Origin of the sequence: Dactylosporangium sp. NPDC050588, from assembly GCF_040654975.1 — a bacterium.
Lineage (GTDB): Bacteria > Actinomycetota > Actinomycetes > Mycobacteriales > Micromonosporaceae > Dactylosporangium > Dactylosporangium maewongense.
Map to the genome: position 1 here is coordinate 103,226 of NZ_JBFAJA010000021.1, position 24,527 is coordinate 127,752.

Genomic DNA, 24,527 nt, shown 5'->3' on the forward strand with positions numbered 1-24,527 from the left:
CTGCGGTACGACAACTGCGGCTGGTTCGGCTCCGACGTCGGCGTCGACCTCAGCAACCGCACCTACCTGGTGATCCGGGTCAAGGGCGCGGCCGGCGGCGAGCAGACCCACTTCAACCTGGGCCTCGGCGGCACCACGAAGGTGTTCGCCGACTACACCCTCGACGGCGGCGCCCACCCCACCCTCACCACGTCCTACCAGGACATCCGGATCCCGCTGGTGGCCAACGGGATCAGCCGGAACTCGCCGTCGCAGCTGACGATGGGCTTCTGGTACGGCGGCAGCTCCACCATCACCATCGACAGCATCAGCTTCGTCTGACGCGGTCCGCCCGGCCGGGGCCCTGCGCTCCGGCCGGGCGCCGCTGCGGTACCGTGCGCGCGTGTTCATCCACTCCGTGTACTTCACGCTGCGGCCCGACCTCACGCCGGCCGAGCACGACACGTTCCTCGCCGGCGCCCGCAGCCTCCTGACCATCGGCTCGGTCCTCGGCGGCCACCTCGGCCGGCCCGCCGGCACCGACCGCCCGGTCATCGACCGCGCCTACTCGTACGGCCTCGTGCTCACCTTCGCCGACGAGGCGGCGCACGACGCCTACCAGGCCGACCCGGTGCACGACGCGTTCCGCACCGGGTGCGGCGCGCTGTGGTCGGCGGTGCGCATCTTCGACGTCGATGCCGCCTAGCTCGTCGTCATCACCCCGTGGACCGCGGTGACGGGGACCGGGCCGGCGCAGCGCGAGTCGTTGGACCGGGTCCGGTTGTCACCCATGAGGAACAGGGCATCCGCGGGCACCTTCACCGGCCCGAACCGGCGCGGCTCGCACGACTGCGGCTCCGGCGGCACGTCCAGCGGCGCGTTCTCGACCACGTATGGCTCGTCCAGCGGCTGCCCGTCGACCGTCACCTTGCCGGCCGCGTCGCAGCAGGCGACCGTCTCGCCACCGACGGCAACGACCCGCTTCAGCAGCGGCGTCGTGGTGTTGACCCAGCCGGCGAGGTCGCCGCGGAACAGCACGACGTCGCCGCGCTTCGGCGTGTACCCCTTCGCGACCTTCCGCACGGTGATGACCTGGCCGGCCTTGACCGCCGGCTCCATGCTGACCCCACCCTGCGTGAACTGCTCGGTCTCGTCCGCGGGCGCCCCACCGCAACCGGCGAGCGCGAGGACGACCACCAACGGCCACACCCTTCTCATCCAGCCGATCCTGCCAGATCCGTGGGCGCCCGTGCGGCCCGCCGGACCTGTCCATCGGCTGCCGGGTCCCTGCCGGTCGCGGCGGTCAGGGGCCGCCCGGGGTGACGAGGCCATGCTCGTAGGCGTGGACGACTGCCTGCACGCGGTCGCGCAGGTCGAGCTTCGTCAGCACCCGGCTCACGTGCGTCTTGACGGTCGCCTCCGACAGGTGCAGCGCGGCGGCGATCTCGGCGTTGCTCAGCCCCCGCGCGACCAGCTGCAGCACCTCCAGCTCCCGCTCGGTGAGCCGGTCGGCGGCGAGGGCGGCCGCCGTGCCGGCCGGCGGGACGCGCAGGAACCGGTCGATGAGCCGCCGGGTGACGGCCGGGGCGAGCAGCGCGTCGCCGGCCGCGACGGTCCTGACCGCCTCCGCGAGCTGGCCCGGTGGCGCGTCCTTGAGCAGGAAGCCGGCCGCGCCGGCGCGCAGCGCCTCGTACACGTAGCCGTCGAGGTCGAACGTGGTGAGCACCAGCACCCGCGGCCCGTCCTGCCGCTGGCGGATGCGGCGGGTCGCCTCGATGCCGTCCATCACCGGCATGCGGATGTCCATCATGACCACGTCGGGGGCGAGGGCACCGGCGAGCCGGACCGCCTCCGCGCCGTCGGTCGCCTCACCGACGACCGTCAGGTCCGGCTGCGCGCCGAGCATCGCCGACAGTCCGGACCGGATCAGGGCGTGGTCGTCCGCGACGAGCACCGTGATCACGCGGACCCCCTCGGCAGCCGCGCCTCGACCCCTCCGCCGTCGGGGCCGGCGGTGACCGTCCCCGTGTCCGTGACGAGCACTGCGTTCACGCGGACCCCCTCGGCAGCCGCGCCTCGACCCCTTCGCCGTCGGGGCCGGTGGTGACCGTCCCCCTGTCCGTGACGAGCACTGCGTTCACGCGGACCCCCTCGGCAGGCGTGCCTCGACCGCGAACCCTTCGCCGTCGGGGCCGGCGGTGACCGTCCCCCCGTAGAGCCGGGCGCGCTCCCGCATGCCGATCAGCCCTCTTCCGCTGCCCGGTGGACCCTGACGGTGGTCCGGCGCCGGGGCGGCGTTGCGGACCGCGACGTCGATCCAGCGGGCGGTGTAGCCGATGTGGACGGTGGTGGCGGCGGGCCCGGCATGCCGCCGGACGTTGGTGAGCGCCTCCTGCACGATCCGGAACCCGGCCAGGTCGAGGCCCGGCGCGACGTCGCCGCGCTCGCCGCCGACCGCCAGCGTGACCGGCAGGCCGGCGGCGCGGACCTCGTCCACCAGGTCGGCGACCCGCTCGAGGGTCGGCTGCGGAGCCAGCGCCGAGGCGTCGTCGGCGGCGTCGTCGCGCTGGACGTCGAGGACGTGCCGCATCTCCGTCAGCGCCTCCCGGGCGGTCCTGCGGGCGGCGGCCACGTGGCGGCGCGCCAGGTCGGGGTCGATGGCCATGAGCTCCTCGGCGGCGCCCGCCTGCACCGCCACGATCGACAGCGAGTGGGCGACGACGTCGTGCAGCTCGCGGGCGATCCGCTCCCGCTCGGCGGCGACGGCCTCGGCGGCCCGGCTCCTGGCCTCGCTCCGGGCGGCCTCCGCCTCCGCGGTCCGCGCCTCCGCCTCGCGGCGGGCGGTCTCGGCATCCTCGGCCCGGGCCCTGGCTTCGCGGCGGGCGGTGTCGGCGTCTTCGGCCCGGGCCCTGGCCTCCCGGTGCGCGGTGGCGGCCTGGGCGGCGCGGAGGCGGACGAGCCAGCCGCCGGTCCACGCGCCGGCGATGAAGAACGCGAGGATGAACAGCTGCCCCGGGGTGTCGGTCTCGTAGTAGCCGAGCGGGTACAGCGACAGCATCGCCACCAGCGTGACGACGCCACCCGCGACGGCGACGACGGGCCGGCGCGCGTGCAGGGCCGCGGAGAACACCGCGACGAGCATGCTCGGAAACGGGAACGTGCTCTCCTCCACCCCCGGCACCGCGAACACCCGCACCATGAGCACCGCGACGAGCGCCACCACGACCGCCGTCGGCGCGCGGCGGCGCACGAGCAGCGGCAGCGTCACCCCGGCGGCGAACAGCGCCCGCTGCCACCACGCGCCCGGCCCGGCCGCGGTCGCCGCCTCCAGCAACGCCCAGGCGAACAGCACGGCGGTGAGGGTGACGTCGGCGCGCGTCGGCCGGCGGGGCACCCGCGCGAGTGTGGTGAGCGCGTCCACACCGACGAGCCTAGGCCCCGCCACGGTGTGCCCGCGTCATCCCGCGGTCGCACGCGCGTCAGCCTTCAGGTGTACCGGGGTCGCGACGCCGGACTGGTCGGGTCGGCACCTCGCGGCCGACGTGCCGGGACCCGCGCCGTCCGTACCGTCTGCGCCATGACCACGACAACCACAGTCGCCACCGATACGTCATCCGCCCGCGTCGCCGGCTACGCCGCCGTCCTCGGGGCGATCACCTCCGCCGTCGCCGGCGCCATCCAGGTCGTCCGCGTCGACGACGGCAACCCGAAGGTCGGCCTGTCCGAACACGTCGTCCTCACGCTCGTCGCGCTGTCGCTGATGCTGTGGCTGCCGGCGTACGTGCGCCTCGGCCGGACGTCGAGCCGGCTCGGCCTCGTCGGCGGCTACCTCGCCGTCGCCGGCGCCGCGATCCTGGCCGCCGGCATGACGTCGACGAACCTGCACGGCGAGGACTACTCCTGGTTCCCGGTCGTGGCCGCCCCCGCGAACCTGGCCTGGCTGGCGGGCTCGGTGCTGCTCGCGGTCGCCACCTGGCGCGCCGGGACCCTGCCCCGCACCCTTGCCGCCGGCCTCGCCGTGGTGTGGCTCACCTCGATCATCCTGTCCCAGGCCGGCGGCAGCCTCGTGGCCGGCGCGATCTTCGCCGTCGTCGGGATCCTCGTGGCGCGCGGCCCCCGGCCGTAGTTGCACGTGAATTGCAAGGAGGGCCCGGTACGGTCCGGCGCATGCCGTTCAAGACCCACCGACGCCCGGTGTTCCCGGTCGACAGCCCGGCCGACGTCACAGCGTTGGTCGAGCTGCTCGGCCCGGCCGCCACCGACAGGGAGCTCCGCAGCACCCTCTACGACCACTTCGACTATGTGGCGGGTACTCACCCTGAGTGGTTCCGCCCACATCAGGAGCGGGTCATCCTGGAACTGCTCAGCGGCTTCTCGGTCCCGTTCAGCGCGATGTGCGTGTTGCTCCGCGGCGCCCCGGACCACTGCGTGGAGCACCTGGCCGCCCGTCCCGCACGGTATGTGCTCGAAGTGCTCGCGGCCATCGGCACCGAAGCGGCACTCACCGTGGCGGCCGACCTCGCCCGCGGCCAGCACGGCGCGAGCGACCTGGAGTACGTCGGCTTCTGGACCCCGCCGGCGGGCCCGCTCCAGCAACGGTTCTCGTCGCACCAGCTGGCCGTGGAGCGCCGGCCGGTGGCCGACCTGGCCGAGCTGCTGGCCGCGGAGCACCCGGTCGGCCTGCCGCTGGACCGGGTCGTCCGGGACCCGGCGACCACCCCGGTCAACTGGCACTACCTGTCCCTGCGCGCCGCCGCCCTCCCCGGCGTGCCGGCGTGGCCGGCCGAGCACCTGCACCTGGTCGATACGAGCCTCAGCTGGGGCGTCACCGGCGCCGTCGGCGAGGACGGCCGCTGGCACGACGAGTCCGTGGAGGCCGGCACGCCGGACGACGAGGACGACCGCGACAACGACGGGCCGGACGGCCGCGCCATGGTCGTGCTCCGCCCCTACGACGACACCCTGACCTACTGCAACGGTCACATCATGTCGACACCGGACGTGTTCGGCACCGTCGGCGGCCCACCCATCGGCGTCTACTCGAACCCGTCGTGCCGCTCCTGCCACCGGCTCATGTTCCACGTCGCCACGGTGACCAACCACCTCCGCGGCGACGGCGACGGCTTCCGCAGCCTGTACATCTGCGAAACCTGCCACCTGACGACGTCCGCCGCCTCGAACTGGAACTGACCCCTCACCCCGTCTCCCGCAGCACCAGGTCGAGCAGCTCCGCGATGCCGGCCTCGTCGATCACGGTCGCCCTCCCCTGCTCGTGTTGCAGGAGCGCCTGGTGTACCGCGGTGAGCGCGGGCCGACGTCCGAGCGCCCACCGCGCCGCCTGCGCCTTGGAGCGGTGCTCGTGCTCCACCGCGAACTGCCAGATCCGGCACGCGGTGAGCACCATGAAGGCGGCGTGCTCGGTGTCGTCCGTGAGCGACCGCCACACCTCCAACCAGTGCCGGCCACGATCGACCACCCACTCGGCCGGCACCGGTGCGAGCACGTCCCGCGCCGCGGCCCCGGCGAGCGCCCGCCCACCGTCCCGCGCCATGGACAGCTCCGCGAGCAGGTCCGGGTACGCGCCGCCCGCCCGCTCGACCTCGACCTCCCCTTGCCCGTACCGCCCGACGTGCAGCTCCAGCGCAGGCTCCCGCCCCGGCGCCGCGGCCACCGCGGCCGTCACCACGTGCAGGTCGATCCCCGACGCGCTGCCCATGCCGGCGTCCCTGACCACCCGCTCGACGCCCTCCGCCTCCGCATCGGTAAGGCTCCTGCCGACGACCACGAGCAGGTCGATGTCGCTGCGGCCCGGCCGGAACCCACCGGCGGCAAGGGACCCGTGCAGCAGCACCGACCTCACGGATTCCCCGACCGCATCACAGACGGCCCGGGCAATCAGCCCGGCCGCGGCCTGCGCATCTCCGATCTTCACCTGACGACGGTCAGTCGAGGCAGAACTCGTTGCCTTCGATGTCCTGCATGACGAGGCAGGACTCGTTCACGCCGTCGGCGAGCAGGAGGTCGCCGCGGACGGCGCCGAGGGGGAGGAGGCGGGCGCATTCGGCTTCGAGGGCGGCCAGGCGGGCCTCGCCGACGAGGCCGGTGCCGACGCGCACGTCCAGGTGGACGCGGTTCTTGACGACCTTGCCTTCGGGGACGCGCTGGAAGAACAGGCGGGGGCCGACGCCGGTGGGGTCGGAGCACGACGCCCACGCCGGGTCCTTCTGGTCGGGGGGCAGGACGTAGCCCAGCACCTGGGACCAGAAGAGCGCGACGCGCTGCGGGTCCGCGCAGTCGAAGGTGACCTGGAACTGTTTGACCGACGTCATCGCACCACCCTATCGGTACTTGAGCTCAAGTGCGGTTGAGCTCATAGTCTCCGCGGCATGACCTACGTGATCGCGTTGCCGTGTGTGGACCTGATGGACAAGGCGTGCCTCGACGAGTGCCCGGTCGAGTGCATCTACGAGGGCGACCGGATGCTGTACGTCCAGCCGGACGAGTGCATCGACTGCGGCGCGTGCGAGCCGGTCTGCCCGGTCGAGGCCATCTTCTACGAGGACGACCTGCCCGCCGAGTGGAGCCAGTTCACCGCCGTCAACGCCGGGTTCTTCGCCGGGGTCGGCTCGCCGGGCGGGGCCTCGCGGGTGGACCGCATCCCGGGCGACCACGCGTTCGTGGCGGCCCTGCCGCCGCAGGTGCACGACGAGGCCCTGGCCTGAGTCTGGCCTGAGTCAGGCCGGCTCGTCGAGGCGGACCGGGCCCTGGCCGCGTGTGCCGAGCCGGTCGTCCGGGTTGAGCAGGTCGCACGACCGCATGGAGAGGCAGCCGCAGCCGATGCAGGCGGTGAGCTGGCGTTCGAGGTTGACGATGTACCGGCGGCGGTCCTCGAGCTCGCGCTTCCACACCCGGGACACCCGCACCCAGTCCCGGTGGCTCGGCGCCTCGTCGGCGGGCAGGGTGGTGAAGATCTGCGCGACGTCGGCGAGCGGGATGCCGAGCCGCCGGGCCGCGAGGATGAGCGAGATCCGGCGCAGCATGTGCCGCCGGTACAGCCGCTGGTTGCCACGGTTGCGCTCGGCCGTGATGAGGCCCTCGGCCTCGTAGAACCGCAGGGCGGACGCGGCCACCCCCGTCCGGGCGGTGACCTCACCGACGGTCAGCAGGTCCTTCGGTTGCGCGCTCGATGACACCAGTGGACCGTAGGACCTCAACCTAGGTTGAGATCAAGGGGAAGTTCAGGACCATGGTGAGGCCACCCCTGGGGTGGGCTCCGGGGTCAGGGTGCCGCCCATCGCCGAGGCCAGGCCGCGGGACAGTGCGAGGCCCAGGCCGACGCCTGCGGTGTTGTCGCGGTCGCCGAGGCGCTGGAAAGGCTGGAACACTCGGTCGTGGTCCTCGGCGGGGATGCCGGGGCCGTGGTCGACGACGCGGATCTCCACCCGCCCGGGCGTGGGTGCCGGCGGTGATCGTCGACGACGACCACCTCGGGCCGGCGGGCCAGGACCGCGTCGAGGTCCAGCTCGGTGAACCCGGCGCCGCGGTGCCGCACCTCCCGGCGTGGCAGCACCTCGAGGCCGTCGAGCAGGCCGGCGGTGCGCGGCCGGCCGTGGGTCGCGGCGACGCCGACGACGACGTCGGTGCCGCGGTCCTGGCGGCGGTGCGCCTCCTCCAGCATCCGGAACGTCTTCCCGACGCCGGGTGCGGCGCGGAGGTAAACCCGCAGCAGCCCACGCGTCACGGTCACCGCCTTCACGAAGCGCAGCCCCGGTTCCCCTGTCTACCAGCCTTCCGGTCGCGCCGGACCGATTCCTTCCGGGGGTGCCGGCGGTCAGTACGGTATGGACACGATGCGCACCTGGCTCTACCGGATCGCCACGAATGTCGTCCTGACGGTGCTCGAGGCCCGCGACCGCCGCCCGCTCACGCTCGGCCTCGGCCCGGACGACCTCGGTCCGTGGATCGACCCGTTCCCGACGGACCCGGCCGACCTGGTGACCAGCCGGGAGAGCGTCCGGCTCGCGTTCGTGGCCGGCCTGCAGCACCTCGCCCGCGCCAGCGTGCCGTCCTGCTGCTGCGGGAGGTGCTGTCCTTCTCCGCGACCGAGACCGCCGAGGCCCTGGACACGGGCGCTCCCGGCGACTGGCGGATGACCCCGACCGAGTCCAACGCGCCGCCCGCCGTCCTCGCCTGGTGCCGCGGCGAACTCTTCGGCCTGGCCGTCCTCACGGTCACCGAGGCGGGCATCACCGGGATCACGCTCTTCGGCGACCCCACCGTGGCGGACAGGTTCTCGTAGCTGTGCCGCCGCGACGGTCAGAGCTCCAGCCGGTAGCCGAGGCCCGGGTGGGTGAGGAGGTGGCGGGGGTTGGCGGGGTCGGGCTCGAGCTTGCGGCGGAGGTTGGCGAAGTGGACCCGCAGGTAGTTCGTCTCCGTCTCGTACCGGGGACCCCAGACCTCGCGGAGGAGACGGCGGTGCTCGACGAGGGTGCCGGGCGTGCGGGCAAGGACCTCCAGGAGGTGCCACTCGGTCGGGGTGAGGTGGACGTCGCCGGTGGGGAGGGTGGCGCGCTTGGCGGTCAGGTCGAGGACGAAGGCGTCGGTCCGCACGACCGTCGTCGCCGTCTCCGCCGGGGGTGTGCCGCGGCGGAGGGCGGCCCGGATGCGGGCGAGGAACTCGTCGATGCCGAAGGGCTTGGTGACGTAGTCGTCGGCGCCGGCGTCGAGGGCGGCCACCTTGGCGGGCTCGGAGTGGCGGGCCGACAGCACGACGATGGGCACGTCGCTCCAGGCTCGCAGGCCCTTCACCACCTCGATGCCGTCGAGGTCGGGCAGGCCGAGGTCGACGATGACGAGGTCGGGGCGGTGGTTGCCGGCCGAGATGAGGCCGGCGGTCGCGGTGCCGGCGGTGTCCACCTGGTAGCCGCGGGCGGTGAGGTTGATCCGCAGCGCGCGCAGCAGCGGCTCGTCGTCGTCGACGATGAGGATCCGGCTCACCGCAGTATTGTCGCTCACCGCGCGTGACGGAGCGTCGCCGCGTCGCGGGCCGAGCGGGCGACCGTTGCGGGACCTCCGTCACACCGTGGCGGGCGCCCAGTGGTCGAGCGGAACCGGCAAGATGGACGCGTGGAGCAGCGGGTCACGGAGCAGGCGGAGAAGCTCGGCACGATCGTGTCCATCTGGGCGCACCCCGACGACGAGACATATGGTGCCGGGGGCATCATGGCGGCCGCCATCGCCAACGGGCAGCGGGTCGTGTGCGTCAGCGCCACCGCCGGCGAGCTCGGCACCGACGACCCGGTCGCGTGGCCGCCGGAGCGGCTCGGCCGCACCCGTCGCTGGGAGGCCGCCGCCGCGATGGCCGTGCTCGGCGTCACCGACCACCGGTTCCTCGGCTATCCGGACGGCGGGCTGGCGGCCATGGACCCGGCCGAGCCGGTCGAGCGGATCGCGGCGCTGCTGGCCGACGTCGCCCCCGATACGGTGCTGACGTTCGGGCCGGACGGCGGCACGTTCCACCCAGACCATCAGACGATCTCCGCGTGGGTCGGCGCCGCCTGGGAGCGGGCGGGCCGGCCCGGGCGGCTCCTGCACGCCGCCATGACCCAGGAGCACCTGGCCACCTGGAGCGAGCGGTACGAGCAGTGGCAGGTCTTCATGACCGACGAGCGACCGGTCGGCGTCGCGGAGGAGGAGCTGGCGCTGCGCGTACACCTGACGGGAGCGGACCTCGACCGGAAGATCGCGGCGCTGCTCGCCATGCACACCCAGGTGGCGCCGGCCGTCGCACTGCTGGGCATGGAGGAGTACCGCGCGCTGAACGACGAAGAGGCGTTCGTCGAGGCCCGGTGAAGATCTCCCTGACCGGGCCGGACAGTCACCGGCTGGAGCGCCGGCCCGGCGTCGGCGTCGTCGTCATCGGGCCCGAGGGCGGCACGCCACGCCCGGACCTGGTCGTCGCGCCCGGCGACGCGGTCGACTGGTCGGTGTTCGACCCGTTCACCGTCCCGGCCGGGTACCCGTGGCCGCCCCGGATCGTCTACGACGGCGACGACACCGGCTTCTTCCGCTGGGCCGGGCGCCGGCCGATCGAGACCTTCGACTGGCGGCCGCGCGCGGCGCACACCGTCGACGCCGCCGCGGCGGACATCGGCACGCTCGGCATCACCCTGCGCGACGCGCCGCTGCGCCTGACGCTGCCGGCGGGGTGTGGGCACCTCATGATCACCGGTGACCCGCACCTGCTGGTCCCGGCCCTCGCCGCGGGTGCCGCCTGCCCCGGGCTGTCCTTCGCCCCGGACACCCGGCCAGGGCCGGCCGGGCCGCCGCTGCGGCTGCCGGACCTGCCCGCGCTCGCCGGCGCGCACTCGGTCAGGGTCACCGTGCCGCCGCTGCGGCAGCCGTTCGACTGCGCGAGCCTGCTGCAGTTCCCGGAGCTGCGCACCCTGACGCTCCGCGGGGGACTGGCCAATGTGGACGCGCTCGGTGGGCTGCGCCGGCTGACCGCGCTGCACCTGCAGCTGTGCCCCGACCTCACCGGCCTGCCCGCGGTGGACACCTGGCCGGACCTGACCCGCCTGTTCGCGTCCGATGTGGACGCCGTGGTGGGGAAGCGGCTGCGCGGGCACGGCACCGTCACCAGGCTGCGCAGGCCCGAATGGTTCGCCGCCGGGCACGGCCTGCCGTTCGCGGGCTGGCCGTCGCGCACCGGGAAGGCGGCGACGGCGGCGTACCGCGCGGCAGAGGATGCGATCGGGGCGGCCACGACGCGACAGGACGTGGAGGCGGCGGTGCGCGGGTTCGTCGGCGCGGTGAACGCGCTGCCCGGCATCGAGACGACGGAGCGCGAGGACGCCGGCGAGGCCGTCCACCGGTTGACCGCCGCCACCCCGTGCGGGGACCTCACCGAGGCGGCGGCCCGCTGGTTCGACGAGGCCCGCGACTTCTGAACGGGTCGACGACCACCGCCTCGATGTCGCGGGCGCACCGCAGCAGCGCCTCCGGCGGGCACCGGTGGGTGTCACTGCCGCAGGCTGCCGACCGCGTCGGCGAACCCGGGCCGGAAGCGGTTGCTGACGACGACCTGCACGACGGCGGTGTCCGCGCCGGTGAGGCGGGCGGTGGCGACGGCGTACGCGGCGAGGATGATCGGCCCGGACGCCACCCTGGTCCGCGCGGAGAGCCGCCGGACCGCGAGGGCGAGGGCCGGCGACACGCACACGATCTCCCGGAAGCGCGGGCCGTCCGGGGGCGTGGACGGCACCGGTGCGGGCGGGACCCGCAGGAGTTGGCGCTGCCAGTACCGCAGCGACTTCCCGCTCTGCCGCAGCGCCTCCGGCGCCCGTTGCCGGCGGGCGAGATCGAGCGGCTGCGTGCCCTCGGCGGGCGCGGTCGCGGACGATCGCGTTGATGCCGAACCCGTCGACGACCACGTGGTAGTACATGACGACCACGTGCGTGAGCGTCCCGCCGGAGCGCACCACGGCCATCCGCACCGGCCGGTGCGCCGCATGAGGTCCCACACGTCGCGCTGGCCCCCAGGTCAGCTCCTCGGCGCCCGCTCCGTCGCCCTGGAACGCGACGGCGTGGCTCGTCACTGTCTCCACGCGCAGAGCGCGTGCACCCCGGTGCGGCTCGACGGTGACGAGCTCCTGCCGGCCTTCCCGCGTACGGCGGAAGTTGCGCCCCCGCCCGGCGAACCCGTGCCGCTTGAGCACGGGGACGATGTCGCGGGCGAGCAGCTCGGAGATGACGGCCTTCGCCGTCCGGTCCACGGTGGAGCCGCTCACGACGACGGTGGTGCGGTGCTGGCGCGCACGACGAGCCTGGTGGCGAGCTCCACGCGGGCGGGCTCGACCGGCTCGCCGACCGCCAGCTGCAGCACCATGCGCGCGGCGGTCGCGCCCATCTCCGCGAACGGCTGGCGCACCGTCGTCATCGGCGGCCCGCACCAGCGGGTCACCTCGATGTCGTCGAAGCCGACGACGCTGACGTCGTCGGGGATGCGGACGCCGAGCAGGCGGGCGGCCTCGTAGACGCCGAGGGCCTGCAGGTCGTCGCCGCACAGGATCGCGGTCGGCGGGTGCTTCAGCGACAGCAGCTGCCGGCCGAGCAGGACGCCGTCGTCGAAGTCGAACCGGCCGTGCCGCACCAGGGCCGGGTCGAGCGGGGCGCCGGCGGCGTCGAGGGCGCCCCGGCTGGCCTCGAGGCGGGCCCGGGCGCACAGGTACTCCATCGGGCCGGTGATCACGCCGACCCGCCGGTGGCCGAGGTCGAGCAGGTGCCGGGTCGCGGCGATGCCGCCGCTCCAGTTCGTCGCGCCGACCGACGGGATCGGGTGCATCGGCTCGCCGGTCGGATCGAGCACCACCATCGGCACGCCGCCGGCGGCGAGCTGCTCGTACTGGCGGGCCCGGAACGCCGAGTTGACCGCGATGACGCCGGTGGGGCGGCGGGCGAGGAGCCGGTCGGCGGTGCGGCGCCCGCCGGGCGAGGGCCCCTGCAGGTCGGTGAAGCCGACGGCGAGGCCCCGGTCACGGACGACCTGCTCGACGCCGCGCAGGATCTCCATCGCCAGGTGGCTCTCCAGGCCGTAGAACGCGACCTCGACGCTCGGCGTCGCGGCCGCGCCGCCGTGCTGCTCGCCGCGCCGGTAGCCGTGCTCACGCAGCAGCGCCTCGACCCGGTCGCGGGTCTCCACGGCGATGCCGGACCGACCGTTCAGAACTTTCGAAACCGTCGGCGGCGACACCCCGGCGAGCCGGGCGATGGTCGCCACGGTGACCTCGCCGCGGCGCCGGCGGCCGCCGGGGGCTGGCGCGCTCGCGGAGTCCACGGCGCCAGTCTATGGCCGCTAGGGCCGCTGTCGTTCGACGGACATGGAAACATTTCCAGGCGGCGCGGTGCTGGACCGCACGACGAGCGGGGTGGCCAGCTCCAGGCGGGTCGAGTCCAGGGTCTCGCCGGCGGCGAGGGACAGCAGCATCCGGGTCGCCAGGCCGGCCATCTCGGTCAGCGGCTGCCGCACGGTGGTCAGCGGCGGGATCGACCAGCGGGCCTGCTCCAGGTCGTCGAACCCGACGACGCTCAGGTCATCCGGGACGCGCAGGCCGCGCCCGTGCAGGGCCTCGTAGGCGCCGCGGGCCATCTCGTCGGCGCACGCGAAGATCGCGGTCGGCGGCTCCGGGAGGTCCAGCAGGGCGAGGGTCTCCCGGTGGCCGGTCGGGCTGGTGAAGTCGCCGGTGCGCTCGTAGCCGGCGGGGACGTCGAGGCCGGCGGCGTGCATCGCCGCCCGGTAGCCGTCGACGCGGGCGCGGGCGCACAGCACGTCGCCGGGGCCGCCGATGACGGCGATCCGCCGGTGGCCGAGGCCGATCAGGTGCTCGGTGGCGGTGAGCGCGCCGGTCCAGTTGGTGGCGCCGACCGACGGGACGCTCGGGTCCGGCTGCCCCGCCGGGTCGACGACGACGACGGGGATGCCGAGGTCGGCGAGGCGCTCGCGCTGGTCGGCGGCGAGCTCCGACAGCACGAGCAGGACCCCGTCGGAGCGGCGCGCGGCGAGGTGCTCCAGCCAGCGGCGGTCGGGCGCGGTGCGGGTGCGCCCGTGCACGGCGGAGACCACGACGCCGGTGCCGGCGCGGTGCGCGACCTCCTCGACGCCGGCGAGGATCTGCATCGCCCACGGGCTGCCGAGGTCGACGAAGACGACGTCGATGAGGCCGGCGGTGCGGGCCGGCGGCGTGCGGCGGGGCAGGTAGCTGCGGGCGCGCAGCAGCGCCTCGACCCGCTCCCGGGTCGCCGGGGCGACGTCGCGCCGGCCGTTGAGCACCTTCGACACGGTGGGGACGGACACCCCGGCCTCGGCCGCGATCTCCGACATGGTGGCCCTGCTGTGCGGCGGCCTGGGGGTCGGCCTAGGGGTAGGCATAGCCCGCGAGTCTACGCCGAAAGTTTCGAGGGCAGCCAGTCCAGCTGGCGCCGCACGTGGACCGCGTCGCCGCCCTCGTGGCCGTTGTACGGGTAGGCGTGCATCACGCGGTCGGCGCACCCGTACGCGTTGTACGCGGCGAACACGGTGCTCGGCGGGCACACGGTGTCGCGCAGGCCGGCGCCGAAGTGGCCGGGCGCCTTCGCGCGCCGGGCGAAGCTGACACCGTCCACGTAGGACAGCGTGCGCCAGACCCGCTCCTCGATGCCGCGGTGCACCGCCAGGTGCTGGGCGATCTCCCCGTAGGGCGAGGCGTCGGTCAGCGCGACCGCCCGCTGGAAGTGGCACAGGAACGGCGCGGTCGCCAGCAGCGCCGCGACGTCGGGCACGAGCCCCGCGACGGCGAGGGCGAGCCCGCCGCCCTGGCTGTTGCCGGCGACCGCGACCCGCGCCGGGTCGACGCCCGGCAGCGCCCGGACGGTGTCGACGGCCCGGACGGCGTCGGTGACCAGCCGCCGGTAGTAGTAGTCGTGCGGCGCCAGGATCCCCTCGGTGACCGGCCGGTACCCGCCGGCGTGCGGGTCGGGGGTCGCGCCGCCGTTGCCGTACAGGTCGCCCTGCCCGCGGTTGTCCATCAGCAGGTGCGCGTAGCCGGCCGTGACCCAGGTGAGGCGCTCGTGCGGCAGGCCGCGGCCGCGCCCGTAGCCGGCGAACTCCACCACGGCGGGCAGCCCCGCGGGCGCCCCTGAGGACACCCCAGAGGACACCCCAGAGGGCCGGCTGAACCAGGCGCGGACCGGGTCGCCGCCGAAGCCGGCGAAGGTCACGTCCCAGGTGTCGACGAGCCGCAGCCCGGTGGCCACCCGGTCGGCGGCGAGGACCGGCGGCACGGCCCGCGCGTCGCCGAGCGTCGCGGCCCAGAACGCGTCGAAGTCCGCGGGTTCGGCCACCGCGGGGGCGAACCGCAGCAGCTCGGGCAGTGGGAGGTCGAACTGCGGCATGGGTCTCCTCGACCGAAATTTTCCAGGACGGTCCATACATTGACCAGGGACAGTGTGCGCAGGTCATGCCGCCTAGATCGAGTCCTTGACAGGGCGTAGTGATGAATCTACATTACCCGATGCCTTCCGAATGTTTGCCGAAACTTTCGACCGTGGAGGGAGGGGCATGAGACGTCGCACCTGGCGCTCCGCGCTGCGCCGCGACTGGCAGCTGTACTCCCTCGCTGTGCTGCCGCTGCTGTTCTTCGTCGTCTTCCGGTACCTGCCGATGGCCGGCAACGTCATCGCGTTCCGGCGGTTCCGCCCCGGCGGTGACCTCTTCGGCGACACCTGGGTCGGCCTGCGCTACTTCAGGATGTTCTGGCAGGACCCGACGTTCTGGCACGTCTTCACCAACACGCTGGTCCTCGGCGGCCTGACCCTGCTGTTCGTCTTCCCGCTGCCGATCGTGCTCGCGCTGCTGCTCAACGAGGTCCGCACCCGCTGGCTCAAGCGCTTCGTGCAGACCGTGTCCTACCTGCCGCACTTCCTGTCGATCGTGGTCGTGGCCGGCATCGTCTTCCAGCTGCTCGCCCTGGACGGCGTGGTCAACGCGGGCCTGCGGGCCGTCGGTGCCGACGCCGTGCCGTTCCTGCAGCGGCCCGGCTGGTTCCGCACCATCTACATCTCCTCCGAGGTGTGGCAGACCGTCGGCTGGGGCACGATCCTGTACCTCGCCGCGCTCACGACCATCGACCACGAGCTCTACGAAGCGGCCCGGATCGACGGCGCCAGCCGGTGGCGGCAGACGTGGCACGTGACGCTGCCCGGCATCCGCCCGACGATGGTGACCCTGCTGATCCTCAACGTCGGCACGTTCCTGTCGGTCGGGTTCGAGAAGGTCCTGCTGCTGTACAACCCGCTGACGTTCCCGACCGCCGACGTCATCTCCACCTACCTGTACCGGGTCGGCGTGGTCTCCGGCAGCTTCAGCTACGCCGCCGCGATCGGCCTCTTCGAGTCGGTGATCGGCCTGACCCTCGTCCTCACGGCGAACTTCGTGTCGAAGCGGACGGTCGGAGCGGGGCTGTGGTGAGGCGCGCCGTCATCGGGCTGGTCCTCACCGCCGTCGTGGTCCTGACGCTGTACCCGTTCTGCAACGTCATCGCCCGCTCGTTCAGCGAGGAGCAGGCGATCCAGGCCGGCGAGGTCAACCTGCTGCCACGCGGCTTCAACACGACCACCTACGAGGTCGTCATGGCCGACCCCGTGTTCTGGACCAACTACCGCAACACGGTCGTCTACACGGTCGTCGCGACCGCCATCTCGATGCTGCTGACCACCTGCTACGCGTACGTGCTGTCGAAACGGCACCTGAAGGGCCGGGCGCTGCTCGTCGGCATCGCCGTGTTCACCATGTTCTTCAACGGTGGCCTGATCCCCAACTACGTGCTCGTCAGCGGGCTCGGGCTGCGCAACACCATGTGGGCGGTCGTGCTGCCCAACGCCATCAGCGTCTTCAACCTCCTCGTCATGAAGTCGTTCTTCGAAGGGCTGCCGGTCGAGCTGGAGGAGGCCGCCGCCGTCGACGGCCTCGGCACCTACGGCATCCTCTGGCGGATCGTGCTGCCGCTGTCGAAGGCCGTCATCGCCACGATGGTCCTCTTCTACGCGGTGGCCTTCTGGAACTCGTGGTTCCCGGCGTTCCTGTACCTCGACGACGCCGACCTCTTCCCCGTCACCATCTACCTGCGCAACCTCATCGCCGGTTCGACCGGCGGGTCCGACATCTCCACGCCGTCGGACACGGTGCTGCAGATCGCCGCCAACATCCAGGCGGTGACGATCGTGCTCACCGCGCTGCCGATCATGCTCGTCTACCCCTTCGTCCAGCGGTATTTCGTCTCCGGGATCACCCTCGGCGCGGTCAAGGGCTGACGCGCCGCCCGCCTCCCCTTCAAGGAGCTCCCCATGTCGCACTTGAAACGGCGCACCCTGCTCGGCGCGACCGGCGCCGCCGCGCTCGTCTCGCTCGCCGGCTGCGGTGACGACGACGACCAGGCGAAAGGCCAGGACTACACCGGTCACCGCGACGGCGCCATGGACGGCTACGGCATGGGCCAGCAGTTCACCGCCGCCCAGCCGCTGACGTTCTCCATCATGATGCTCAGCAACGCGGCCTACCCGTACAAGGCCGACTGGCTGTTCTTCAAGGAGCTGGCGAAGCGCACCAACGTGACGCTGCAGGCCACGGTCGTGCCCGGCAGCGACTACAACCAGAAGCGCAGCGTCGTGGTCGCGGCCGGCGACGCACCGATGATCATCCCGAAGACGTACCACCCCGACGAGGAGGCGTACATCGCCAGCGGGGCGATCCTGCCGGTCAGCGACCACCTCGACCTCATGCCGAACTTCCGCGACCAGGTCGCCAAGTGGAACCTGCAGGCCGACCTCGACACCTACCGGCAGGAGGACGGCAAGTTCTACCTGCTGCCCGGCCTGCACGAGGACGTCTGGGCCGACTACTCCCTCGCGGTGCGCACCGACGTGCTGCAACAGCTCGGCCTGCAGATCCCGAAGACCTGGGAGGAGCTGCGCACGGTGCTGCGGGCGATGAAGGCCGCGCACCCCGACGTGTACCCGCTGTCGGACCGCTGGAGCAGCCCGCCGATTCCCGGCGGCAACAACCTGCTGTCGATCGTCGGCACCGCGTACGGCACCCTGGCCGGCTGGAGCTATCAGCACGCCAGCTGGGACGACGCGGCGAAGGCGTTCGTCTACACCGGCACGACCCCGCAGTACAAGCAGGTGGTCGAGTACCTCAACTCGCTCGTCGCCGAGAAGCTCGTCGACCCGGAGAGCTTCACCCAGTCCGACGACATCGCCAAGCAGAAGTTCGCCAACGGCCGGTCGTTCGTGATGAGCTGCAACGCCCAGACCCTCGTCAACGAGCTGCGCCCCAGCATCGCGAAGATCCCCGGCGGCACGGTCCTGAAGATCCCCACGCCGACCGGCCCGATGGGCGACACGAAGGCCGGCAGCCGCCTCGAGGGCGGCGTCATGATCTCGGCGAAGGCCCGCGACAGCAAGAACTTCGTCGCGCTCATGCAGTTCATGGACTGGCTGTACTACTCGCCGCAGGGCAAGCTCTTCGCCAAGTGGGGCGTGGAGGGCACCACGTACACCGGCAGCGTCGACGACGGCACGATGAAGCTCGCGCCTGACGTCAACTGGGGCGGGCTCAACCCCGCCGGCACGAAGAACCTCCAGGTCGAGTACGGCTTCCTCAACGGCGTCTTCGTCTACGGCGGCTCCACGAAGCTGCTCAACTCCCAGTTCCCCAAGGAGGAGCAGGCGTTCCAGGACGTGATGAACGGCCGCAAGAACCAGCCCCTCGCACCGCCGCACCCGCTCAACGCCGACGAGCGCGAGCAGGCGACGCTGTGGGAGACGACGCTCAGGGACCACGTCAACCAGCAGACGCTGAAGTTCATCCTCGGGCAGCGTCCGCTCAGCGAGTGGGACGCCTACGTGAGCGAGCTCAAGAGCAAGAACATGACCCGGTACATCGAGGTCGTCAACGCCGCCTACAACCGGTACAAGAAAGCGCACGGGTGACGGGGCAGCTCGGCGACGCGTGGCGGCACTGCGTCGGGGCCGGGCGGTTCGAGCTCGCGCTGCGCCGCGACTACCAGGACTCCCTGGCGCTGCTGCAGCGGGAGATCGGGTTCCGGCACATCCGCCAGCACGGGCTGTTCAGCGCCGGCGCGGGCGTGCACCGGCCGTACGAGTACGCCGGCGAGCGGCGGGTCTTGCACTCCTTCACCTACGTCGACCAGGTCGTCGACATGTACCTGGAGCTCGGGATCCGGCCGTTCGTCGAGCTGGGATTCATGCCGCCGGGCCTCGCGTCCGGGGACCAGACGGTGTTCTGGTGGCGGGGCAACGTGACGCCGCCGAGCGACCGGGCCGAGTGGGCGGCGCTGGTCCGCGGCACCGTCGCGCACCTCGTCGACCGGTACGGCCTCGACGAGGTGCGCGGCTGGCCGATCGAGGTGTGGAACGAGCCGGACCTGAAGGACTTCTGGCAGCACGCGGACCAGGACGCCTACCACGACCTGTACGAGGTCACCGCGCACGCCGTGAAGGACGTCGACGCCGGGCTCCAGGTGGGCGGGCCGGCCCTGTCGCCGGGTGCGGACGACGGCTGGCTGCCGCGGTTCGCCGAGTTCGTGTCCGCGCGCGGCGTGCCGATCGACTTCGTGAGCCGCCACGCGTACACCTCCGGCGCCGCCCAGCACGTGCCCTTCGGCGTGCACCAGACGCTCGCGCCGGCGGCGACGCTCCTGGAGCAGTTCGCCGCGCCGGGCCGTCAGCTCGCCGGCACGGCCCTGGAAGGGCTGCCGGTGCACATCAGCGAGTTCAACTCCTCCTACCGCCCCGACAACCCCGTCCACGACACCGCGTTCCACGCCGCATACCTGGCGCCGGTCGTCGCGGCGGCGGGCGACCTCGTGGACTCGTTCTCCTACTGGACGTTCTGCGACGTGTTCGAGGAGGCCGGGGTCCCGGCGGCGCTGTTCCACGGCGGGTTCGGGCTGCTCACCCACCGGCAGATCCGCAAGCCCACCTTCCACCTGTACGCGTTCCTCGCCCGCATGGGCGGCGAGGTCCTCGCGCGCGGCGACGACCACCTCGTCACCCGCGACGGCGCCGGCCGGGTCACCGTCCTCGCGTGGGCCGGTGCGGCCGGGCACCGTCTCAAGGTGGACGTGCCGGTCGGAGCCTCCGGCGGCACCGCGTACGTGGCCCGCTCGTCGGTGTCGGAGGAGTCGGGCAACGCCTGGGCGGCGTGGCGGGAGATGGGCAGCCCGCGATCGCCGGGCGCGCGGCAGCTCGACGCGCTGCGGGAGGCGTCCGAGCCCGCCCGGCGCCACCACAGCGCGCCGGTCGTCGGCGGGCGGGTCGACCTGGACCTGACCCTCGCCGCGCACGAGGTGACCCTGGTCGAGGTGACCGCGGTGCGCGACGAGACGCCGCCGTGGTGGGACGACTCGCGGCTGCTGGGCGGCACCCGGTGAAGGAACGATTCGCGGCGCGGGTGTACACGCTGCTCGTGGTGGAGGTCCTGCTGGTCGCCGCCACCGCGCCGGGCCTGGCACTGCTGGTCGTGCTGGACCGGAGCCTCGTCACGGCGCTCGGCCTGCTGCCGGTCGGGCCGGCGCTGTCCGCCGCGCTCTACGCGCTGCACCGGCAGCCGGCCGACCTCGCCGACCTGCACCCCGCGGCCACGTTCTGGCGCGGCTACCGGCTCAACGCCGCCGCCGCGCTGCGGATCTGGGTGCCGCTGGTGGCGGTGCTGACCGTGGTGGCCGTCAGTCTCCTGCACCGGGATGCGGCGGGTGTACCGGTGTGGTGGTCGGGCCTGCTCGTGCTGCTCGCCGCGGCGGCCACGCTCGTCGCCGTCACCGCGCTCGTCATCGCGTCGCTGTTCGTGTTCCGGCCCGCCGACGTCCTGCGGCTCGCCGCCCACTTCCTCGCCGCCCGGCCGGCCGTGACCCTCGGCACCGCGGGACTGCTGCTGGCGGCGCTCGGCGTCACCGTGCTGCTGTCGGAGGCGGTGCTGCTGCTCCTGGCCGCCGGGTTCGCCGCCGCGCTGCTGGTCGTCTGCCGGCCGGTGATCGCCGGCATCACCGAACGGTTCGTGACATGAACACGAGCATGAGCATGCGCTCGAGACTGGACGCGCTGCGGGAGCGGCTCGGCGGGATCGCGTTCGGCGGCGACTACAACCCCGAGCAGTGGGACCGCGCCGTGTGGGACGAGGACGTCGCCTTCATGCGCGAGGCCGGCGTCAACCTCGTCACCGTCGGCGTGTTCGCCTGGGCGTCGCTGGAGCCGTCGCCCGGCCGCTTCGCCTTCGAATGGCTCGACGAGGTCATGGACCTGCTGCACGCCAACGGCATCGCCGTCGACCTCGCCACCCCGACCGCGGCGCCGCCGGTGTGGCTGTCCCACGGGCACCCTGAGGTGCTGCCCGTCATGGAGGACGGCGAGGTGTTCGGGTTCGGCAACCGGATGCACTACGACCCGACCTCGCCGCGGTACCGCGAGCACGCCGCCCGGATCACGACCGCGCTCGCCGAGCGGTACTCCCACCACCCGGCCCTCGCGATGTGGCACATCGGTAACGAGTACGGCCCGGTCGCGTACACGCCGTCCGCGGCGGCCGCGTTCCGGGAGTGGCTGCGCCGGCGGTACGGCGACCTCGACGCGCTCAACGCCGCCTGGTACACGACGTTCTGGAGCCAGCGCTACACCACCTGGGAGCAGGTGAACCCGCCGGAGGTGCCGCGGTCGTGGTCCAACCCGGCCCGCCGCCTCGACTTCCACCGGTTCGCCTCCGACGCGCTGCTGGAGTGCTTCGTCATGGAGCGCGACATCGTCCGCGCGCACCGCGACGACCTGCCGGTCGTCACCAACTTCATGCGCTTCCACCGCGGCGCCGACCTGTGGCGGTGGGCGCCGCACGTCGACGCCGCGGCCCTCGACATCTACCCGGACCCAGGGCAGCCCGACGCGCACGTCGCCGCCGCGCTCAACTTCGACCTCATGCGGTCGCTGCGCGGCGAGCCGTGGCTGCTCATGGAGCAGGCCGCCGGCGCCGTCTCGCAGTGGCGGGTCAACCACGCGAAGCGCCCCGGGCTGATGCGGTTCGGCTCCTACCAGGCGGTCGCGCACGGCGCCGACAGCGTCCTGTTCTTCCAGTGGCGGGCGGGCCGCGGCGGCCACGAACGCTTCCACTCCGCGATGCTGCCGCACTCCGGCACCCGGGCCCGCACCTGGCGGGAGGTCTCGGCGCTCGGCGCCGAGCTGCCGCGGATCGCGGCCGTCGCCGGCACCGGCCCACGCGCCGAGGTGGCGGTCCTGTTCGACTGGAACGCCTGGTGGGGGCTGGAGGTCACGCACGGGCTGCCGCGCAACGACTTCGACTACCCGGCGACCGTGACCGCGCACTACCGGCCGCTGCTGGAGGCACACCACGCGGTCGACCTGGTGTCGTTCGGCTCCGAACTGGCCCGGTACCGGGTGGTGGTCGTGCCGAACGCGTACCTCGTCGACGACCGCTGCGCGGCGGCCCTCGAGGACTTCGCCGCCGCCGGCGGGACCGTGGTGTGCTCGTTCTTCTCCGGCGTCGTCGACGAGACCAACCAGGTGCGGCAGCCCGCCTATCCGGGCGCGTTCGGGCGGCTCATCGGCGCCTGGATCGACGAGTACCTCCCGGCCGGGTCGTCGTTCGGCGTGCGGTTCGCCGGCGGGCGCACCGTCCGGGCCGACTGGTGGCAGGAGCGCATCCACCCCACGACCTCGTCCGTCGTCGCCTCCTACGTGGACGGTGACCTCGCCGGGTGGCCCGCGATCATCGCCGCCGGCCGGGTCACCTACATCGGCACGCGGCTCGAACCCGGGGCGCTGCGGGACGTGATCCTCGGCGCGGTCGCCGCCGCGGGCGTCCGGGCTGTCGTCGCGGGCGCACCGTCCCATGTGGAGGCGACCCGGCGGGGCCGGTTCCTGTTCCTGCTCAACCACTCGCCGACCGAGGCGGTCACGGTGCCGGCGGACGGCACCGACCTGCTCAGCGGCCGGATTCTGGAGGGCGCGGTGACCCTGGAGCCGCTCGGCGTGGCCGTCATCGAGGTCCCATGACGGACGTCCACCCGGCCTGGCTGCCCCCGTCGGCGCTGCGGGCGATCGGCTCCCGCCGCGTGTCCGTCCGCGGCGACGGCCTGCTCGTGCGCACCGTGATCGCCGAGGTCGCGCAGGCGTGCGGGCGTTACGGCGGCGCGGTCGTGTCCGGCGGCGCCGACCTGGTGCTCGCGGTGTCCACGCCGGCCTACGGGCCGGAGGGGTTCGCGGTGTCCCGCGACGGCGGGGTCACCACCGTCGCCGCCGCCGACCCCGCCGGGCTGCTGTACGGGCTGTTCCACCTCGCGCGGCTCGGCGAGGCCGCGTTCGGCGCGCCGCACCCGCCGCGGGTGCACCGGCCCGGGTACGCCCGCCGCATGCTGGACCACTGGGACAACGTCGCCGTGCACCCCGTCATGGGCCAGGTCGAGCGCGGCTACTCGGGCGGCTCGCTCTTCTGGCACGACGGCGTCCTGCGCGAGGACCTCGGCCGGGTCACCGGTTACGCGCGGCTGCTGGCGGCGTGCGGCATCAACGCTGTGACCGTCAACAACGTCAACGTCCACGCGACGGAGGCGCGGCTGCTCACCGACCGGCTCGGCGACGTCGCCACCCTCGCCGGCGTCTTCCGCCCGTACGGCATCCGCGTCCACCTGTCGGTGAACTTCGCCGCGCCGCGCGACGACCTCGGCACCGCCGACCCCCTCGACCCGCGGGTGCGGGCCTGGTGGGCCCTGGCGACCGACGCCGTCTACGCGGCGATCCCCGACTTCGGCGGGTACGTCGTGAAGGCCGACTCCGAGGGGCAGCCGGGACCGTTCGCGTACGGACGGACCCACGCCGACGGCGCGAACGTCCTCGCCGCGGCGCTCGCCCCGCACGGCGGCGTCGTGCACTGGCGGGCGTTCGTCTACGACCACCGGCAGGACTGGCGCGACCGGCGCACCGACCGGGCCCGCGCCGCGCACGACCACTTCGTGCCGCTCGACGGCCGTTTCCTCGACAACGTGGTCCTGCAGGTGAAGCACGGCCCGATCGACTTCCAGCCGCGCGAGCCGGTGTCGCCGCTGATCGCCGCCGTGCCCGCCACCGACGTCGCCGTCGAGCTGCAGGTGACCCAGGAGTACACCGGCCAGCAGCGCCACGTGTGCTACCTCGCTCCGATGTGGAGCGAGGTGCTCCGGTGCGCCCGCGGGATGGCGGCGCTGGACGGTCTCGTCGGCGTCTCCAACGCCGGCGACGACCCGTTCTGGACCGGGCACCCGCTCGCGCAGGCGAACCTGTACGCGTTCGGCCGGCTCGCGTGGGCGCCGGACCTCGACCCCGTCGCGATCCTCGACGAGTGGATCGGCCTGACGTTCCCAGGCGCCCCCGACGAGCTGCGGGAGACGCTGCACGCGGTCATGGACGACTCGTGGCGCACCTACGAGGCCTACACCGCACCGCTCGGCGTCGGGTTCATGGTCCGCCCCGGGCACCACTACGGCCCGGACGTCGACGGCTACGAGTACACCCCATGGGGGACCTACCACTTCGCCGACCGCGACGGTGTCGGCGTGGACCGCACGTGCGCGACCGGGACCGGCTTCGCCGGGCAGTACCCGCCGGCGCTGGCCCGCGTGTACGAGTCGGTCTACGACTGCCCCGACGAGCTGCTGCTGTTCTTCCACCACGTGCCGTACGGGCACATCCTGCACGACGGCGGCACCGTCATCCAGCACATCTACGACACGCACTTCGCCGGCGCCGACGCGGTCGTGGCGATGCGGGACCGCTGGGCCCGGCTGCCTTCAGAGCACGTCGGCCCGGCGTTCGCCGCGCGGGTGTCGGCGCTGCTCGACGAGCAGGTGCGCAGCGCCGCCGAGTGGCGCGACCAGATCAACGCGTACTTCTTCCGCAAGTCCGGCGTCCGTGACGCCCACGGACGCCGGATTCCCTGACCCGAAGGGAGCACC

26 protein-coding genes and 2 pseudogenes are annotated in these 24,527 nt (G+C 73.3%); 15 read left to right on the plus strand and 13 right to left on the minus strand.

The window, feature by feature from the left end; all coding sequences use genetic code 11:
• The first annotated feature begins 69 nt into the window (after window positions 1–69).
• Both AB0I21_RS16880 and AB0I21_RS16885 read left to right on the plus strand, forming a co-directional pair.
• Entirely contained in the window at window positions 70–321 is a 252-nt protein-coding gene (locus tag AB0I21_RS16880; RefSeq protein WP_360562008.1) for a hypothetical protein, read from the plus strand.
• 61 nt (window positions 322–382) lie between these two features.
• On the plus strand, window positions 383–685 hold the full coding sequence (locus tag AB0I21_RS16885) for a Dabb family protein (RefSeq protein ID WP_360562010.1): 303 nt from the start codon (window positions 383–385) through the stop codon (window positions 683–685).
• Here the strand turns inward: AB0I21_RS16885 and lepB are convergent.
• The 3 genes from lepB to AB0I21_RS16900 all read right to left on the minus strand — a co-directional run bounded on the left by lepB (window position 682) and on the right by AB0I21_RS16900 (window position 3,400).
• On the minus strand, window positions 682–1,197 hold the full coding sequence (gene lepB, locus AB0I21_RS16890; protein ID WP_360562012.1) for a signal peptidase I: 516 nt from the start codon (window positions 1,195–1,197) through the stop codon (window positions 682–684). The genes AB0I21_RS16885 and lepB overlap by 4 nt on opposite strands.
• A gap of 85 nt (window positions 1,198–1,282) precedes the next feature.
• A complete protein-coding gene (locus tag AB0I21_RS16895; RefSeq protein ID WP_344498734.1) occupies window positions 1,283–1,942 on the minus strand; it encodes a response regulator transcription factor in 660 nt (219 codons plus the stop codon).
• A 174-nt stretch (window positions 1,943–2,116) separates the two neighbouring features.
• Window positions 2,117–3,400 (minus strand): histidine kinase, encoded by a 1,284-nt coding sequence (locus tag AB0I21_RS16900; protein WP_360562014.1) that lies wholly within the window; start codon window positions 3,398–3,400, stop codon window positions 2,117–2,119.
• 156 nt (window positions 3,401–3,556) lie between these two features.
• On the opposite strand from AB0I21_RS16900, the gene AB0I21_RS16905 reads away from it, so the two are divergent.
• Both AB0I21_RS16905 and AB0I21_RS16910 read left to right on the plus strand, forming a co-directional pair.
• Window positions 3,557–4,105: a hypothetical protein gene (locus AB0I21_RS16905; protein ID WP_360562016.1), complete on the plus strand. Its 549-nt coding sequence runs from the start codon at window positions 3,557–3,559 to the stop codon at window positions 4,103–4,105.
• A gap of 41 nt (window positions 4,106–4,146) precedes the next feature.
• Window positions 4,147–5,169 carry a hypothetical protein gene (locus AB0I21_RS16910; RefSeq protein ID WP_360562018.1) on the plus strand — a complete coding sequence of 341 codons (1,023 nt, stop codon included), beginning with the start codon at window positions 4,147–4,149 and terminating at the stop codon, window positions 5,167–5,169.
• Between the two features lie 4 nt (window positions 5,170–5,173).
• Here AB0I21_RS16910 and AB0I21_RS16915 read toward each other — a convergent pair whose 3' ends face one another.
• Complete coding sequence (locus tag AB0I21_RS16915) at window positions 5,174–5,911, minus strand: aminoglycoside adenylyltransferase domain-containing protein (RefSeq protein ID WP_360562020.1); 738 nt, start codon at window positions 5,909–5,911, stop codon at window positions 5,174–5,176.
• Window positions 5,912–5,921: 10 nt separating this feature from the next.
• Window positions 5,922–6,308 carry a VOC family protein gene (locus AB0I21_RS16920; protein ID WP_360562021.1) on the minus strand — a complete coding sequence of 129 codons (387 nt, stop codon included), beginning with the start codon at window positions 6,306–6,308 and terminating at the stop codon, window positions 5,922–5,924.
• 57 nt (window positions 6,309–6,365) lie between these two features.
• Here AB0I21_RS16920 and fdxA point away from each other — a divergent pair, with 57 nt between their 5' ends.
• Window positions 6,366–6,701, plus strand: a complete 336-nt coding sequence (gene fdxA / locus AB0I21_RS16925; RefSeq protein ID WP_344498743.1) for a ferredoxin — start codon at window positions 6,366–6,368, stop codon at window positions 6,699–6,701.
• A 12-nt stretch (window positions 6,702–6,713) separates the two neighbouring features.
• Here the strand turns inward: fdxA and soxR are convergent, their stop codons facing one another.
• From soxR to AB0I21_RS16940, 3 genes and pseudogenes are all read right to left on the minus strand, one after another.
• Window positions 6,714–7,172, minus strand: a complete 459-nt coding sequence (gene soxR, locus AB0I21_RS16930) for a redox-sensitive transcriptional activator SoxR (RefSeq protein WP_344498745.1) — start codon at window positions 7,170–7,172, stop codon at window positions 6,714–6,716.
• 45 nt (window positions 7,173–7,217) lie between these two features.
• Window positions 7,218–7,421: an ATP-binding protein gene (locus AB0I21_RS16935; RefSeq protein WP_360562024.1), complete on the minus strand. Its 204-nt coding sequence runs from the start codon at window positions 7,419–7,421 to the stop codon at window positions 7,218–7,220.
• 26 nt (window positions 7,422–7,447) lie between these two features.
• Window positions 7,448–7,720, minus strand: a pseudogene (locus tag AB0I21_RS16940) (histidine kinase); the annotation flags it as partial.
• Between the two features lie 106 nt (window positions 7,721–7,826).
• Here AB0I21_RS16940 and AB0I21_RS16945 point away from each other — a divergent pair.
• Window positions 7,827–8,116, plus strand: a pseudogene (locus AB0I21_RS16945) (sigma factor-like helix-turn-helix DNA-binding protein); the annotation flags it as partial.
• A gap of 179 nt (window positions 8,117–8,295) precedes the next feature.
• On the opposite strand, the gene AB0I21_RS16950 reads toward AB0I21_RS16945, so the two are convergent.
• Window positions 8,296–8,976: a response regulator gene (locus AB0I21_RS16950; RefSeq protein WP_360562025.1), complete on the minus strand. Its 681-nt coding sequence runs from the start codon at window positions 8,974–8,976 to the stop codon at window positions 8,296–8,298.
• Window positions 8,977–9,105: 129 nt separating this feature from the next.
• Between AB0I21_RS16950 and AB0I21_RS16955 the strand changes: the two genes are divergently transcribed.
• Both AB0I21_RS16955 and AB0I21_RS16960 read left to right on the plus strand, forming a co-directional pair.
• Window positions 9,106–9,831 carry a PIG-L family deacetylase gene (locus AB0I21_RS16955; protein ID WP_360562027.1) on the plus strand — a complete coding sequence of 242 codons (726 nt, stop codon included), beginning with the start codon at window positions 9,106–9,108 and terminating at the stop codon, window positions 9,829–9,831.
• On the plus strand, window positions 9,828–10,928 hold the full coding sequence (locus tag AB0I21_RS16960) for a hypothetical protein (protein ID WP_360562029.1): 1,101 nt from the start codon (window positions 9,828–9,830) through the stop codon (window positions 10,926–10,928). Before AB0I21_RS16955 ends, AB0I21_RS16960 begins: the two co-directional genes overlap by 4 nt.
• Window positions 10,929–10,999: 71 nt before the next feature.
• Here AB0I21_RS16960 and AB0I21_RS16965 read toward each other — a convergent pair whose 3' ends face one another.
• The 4 genes from AB0I21_RS16965 to AB0I21_RS16980 form a co-directional block, all read right to left on the minus strand.
• Window positions 11,000–11,242 carry a hypothetical protein gene (locus AB0I21_RS16965; protein ID WP_360562031.1) on the minus strand — a complete coding sequence of 81 codons (243 nt, stop codon included), beginning with the start codon at window positions 11,240–11,242 and terminating at the stop codon, window positions 11,000–11,002.
• A gap of 522 nt (window positions 11,243–11,764) precedes the next feature.
• A complete protein-coding gene (locus AB0I21_RS16970; RefSeq protein WP_360562033.1) occupies window positions 11,765–12,814 on the minus strand; it encodes a LacI family DNA-binding transcriptional regulator in 1,050 nt (349 codons plus the stop codon).
• 18 nt (window positions 12,815–12,832) lie between these two features.
• Complete coding sequence (locus AB0I21_RS16975) at window positions 12,833–13,858, minus strand: LacI family DNA-binding transcriptional regulator (RefSeq protein WP_360562035.1); 1,026 nt, start codon at window positions 13,856–13,858, stop codon at window positions 12,833–12,835.
• Between the two features lie 59 nt (window positions 13,859–13,917).
• A complete protein-coding gene (locus tag AB0I21_RS16980) occupies window positions 13,918–14,907 on the minus strand; it encodes an acetylxylan esterase (protein WP_360562037.1) in 990 nt (329 codons plus the stop codon).
• 166 nt (window positions 14,908–15,073) lie between these two features.
• On the opposite strand from AB0I21_RS16980, the gene AB0I21_RS16985 reads away from it, so the two are divergent.
• From AB0I21_RS16985 to AB0I21_RS17015, 7 genes are read left to right on the plus strand one after another with little or no spacing between them, the layout of a single operon-like run.
• On the plus strand, window positions 15,074–15,982 hold the full coding sequence (locus AB0I21_RS16985; protein ID WP_344498763.1) for an ABC transporter permease subunit: 909 nt from the start codon (window positions 15,074–15,076) through the stop codon (window positions 15,980–15,982).
• A complete protein-coding gene (locus tag AB0I21_RS16990) occupies window positions 15,976–16,824 on the plus strand; it encodes a carbohydrate ABC transporter permease (RefSeq protein WP_360562039.1) in 849 nt (282 codons plus the stop codon). The genes AB0I21_RS16985 and AB0I21_RS16990 overlap by 7 nt, the downstream gene beginning before the upstream one ends.
• 33 nt (window positions 16,825–16,857) lie before the next feature.
• On the plus strand, window positions 16,858–18,504 hold the full coding sequence (locus AB0I21_RS16995; protein ID WP_360562041.1) for an extracellular solute-binding protein: 1,647 nt from the start codon (window positions 16,858–16,860) through the stop codon (window positions 18,502–18,504).
• A complete protein-coding gene (locus AB0I21_RS17000) occupies window positions 18,501–19,967 on the plus strand; it encodes a xylan 1,4-beta-xylosidase (RefSeq protein ID WP_360562043.1) in 1,467 nt (488 codons plus the stop codon). Before AB0I21_RS16995 ends, AB0I21_RS17000 begins: the two co-directional genes overlap by 4 nt.
• Window positions 19,964–20,599 carry a hypothetical protein gene (locus tag AB0I21_RS17005; RefSeq protein ID WP_360562044.1) on the plus strand — a complete coding sequence of 212 codons (636 nt, stop codon included), beginning with the start codon at window positions 19,964–19,966 and terminating at the stop codon, window positions 20,597–20,599. Before AB0I21_RS17000 ends, AB0I21_RS17005 begins: the two co-directional genes overlap by 4 nt.
• Window positions 20,596–22,593: a beta-galactosidase gene (locus AB0I21_RS17010; RefSeq protein ID WP_360562045.1), complete on the plus strand. Its 1,998-nt coding sequence runs from the start codon at window positions 20,596–20,598 to the stop codon at window positions 22,591–22,593. The genes AB0I21_RS17005 and AB0I21_RS17010 overlap by 4 nt, the downstream gene beginning before the upstream one ends.
• On the plus strand, window positions 22,590–24,512 hold the full coding sequence (locus AB0I21_RS17015; protein ID WP_360562047.1) for an alpha-glucuronidase: 1,923 nt from the start codon (window positions 22,590–22,592) through the stop codon (window positions 24,510–24,512). Before AB0I21_RS17010 ends, AB0I21_RS17015 begins: the two co-directional genes overlap by 4 nt.
• The last annotated feature ends 15 nt before the right edge of the window (window positions 24,513–24,527 follow it).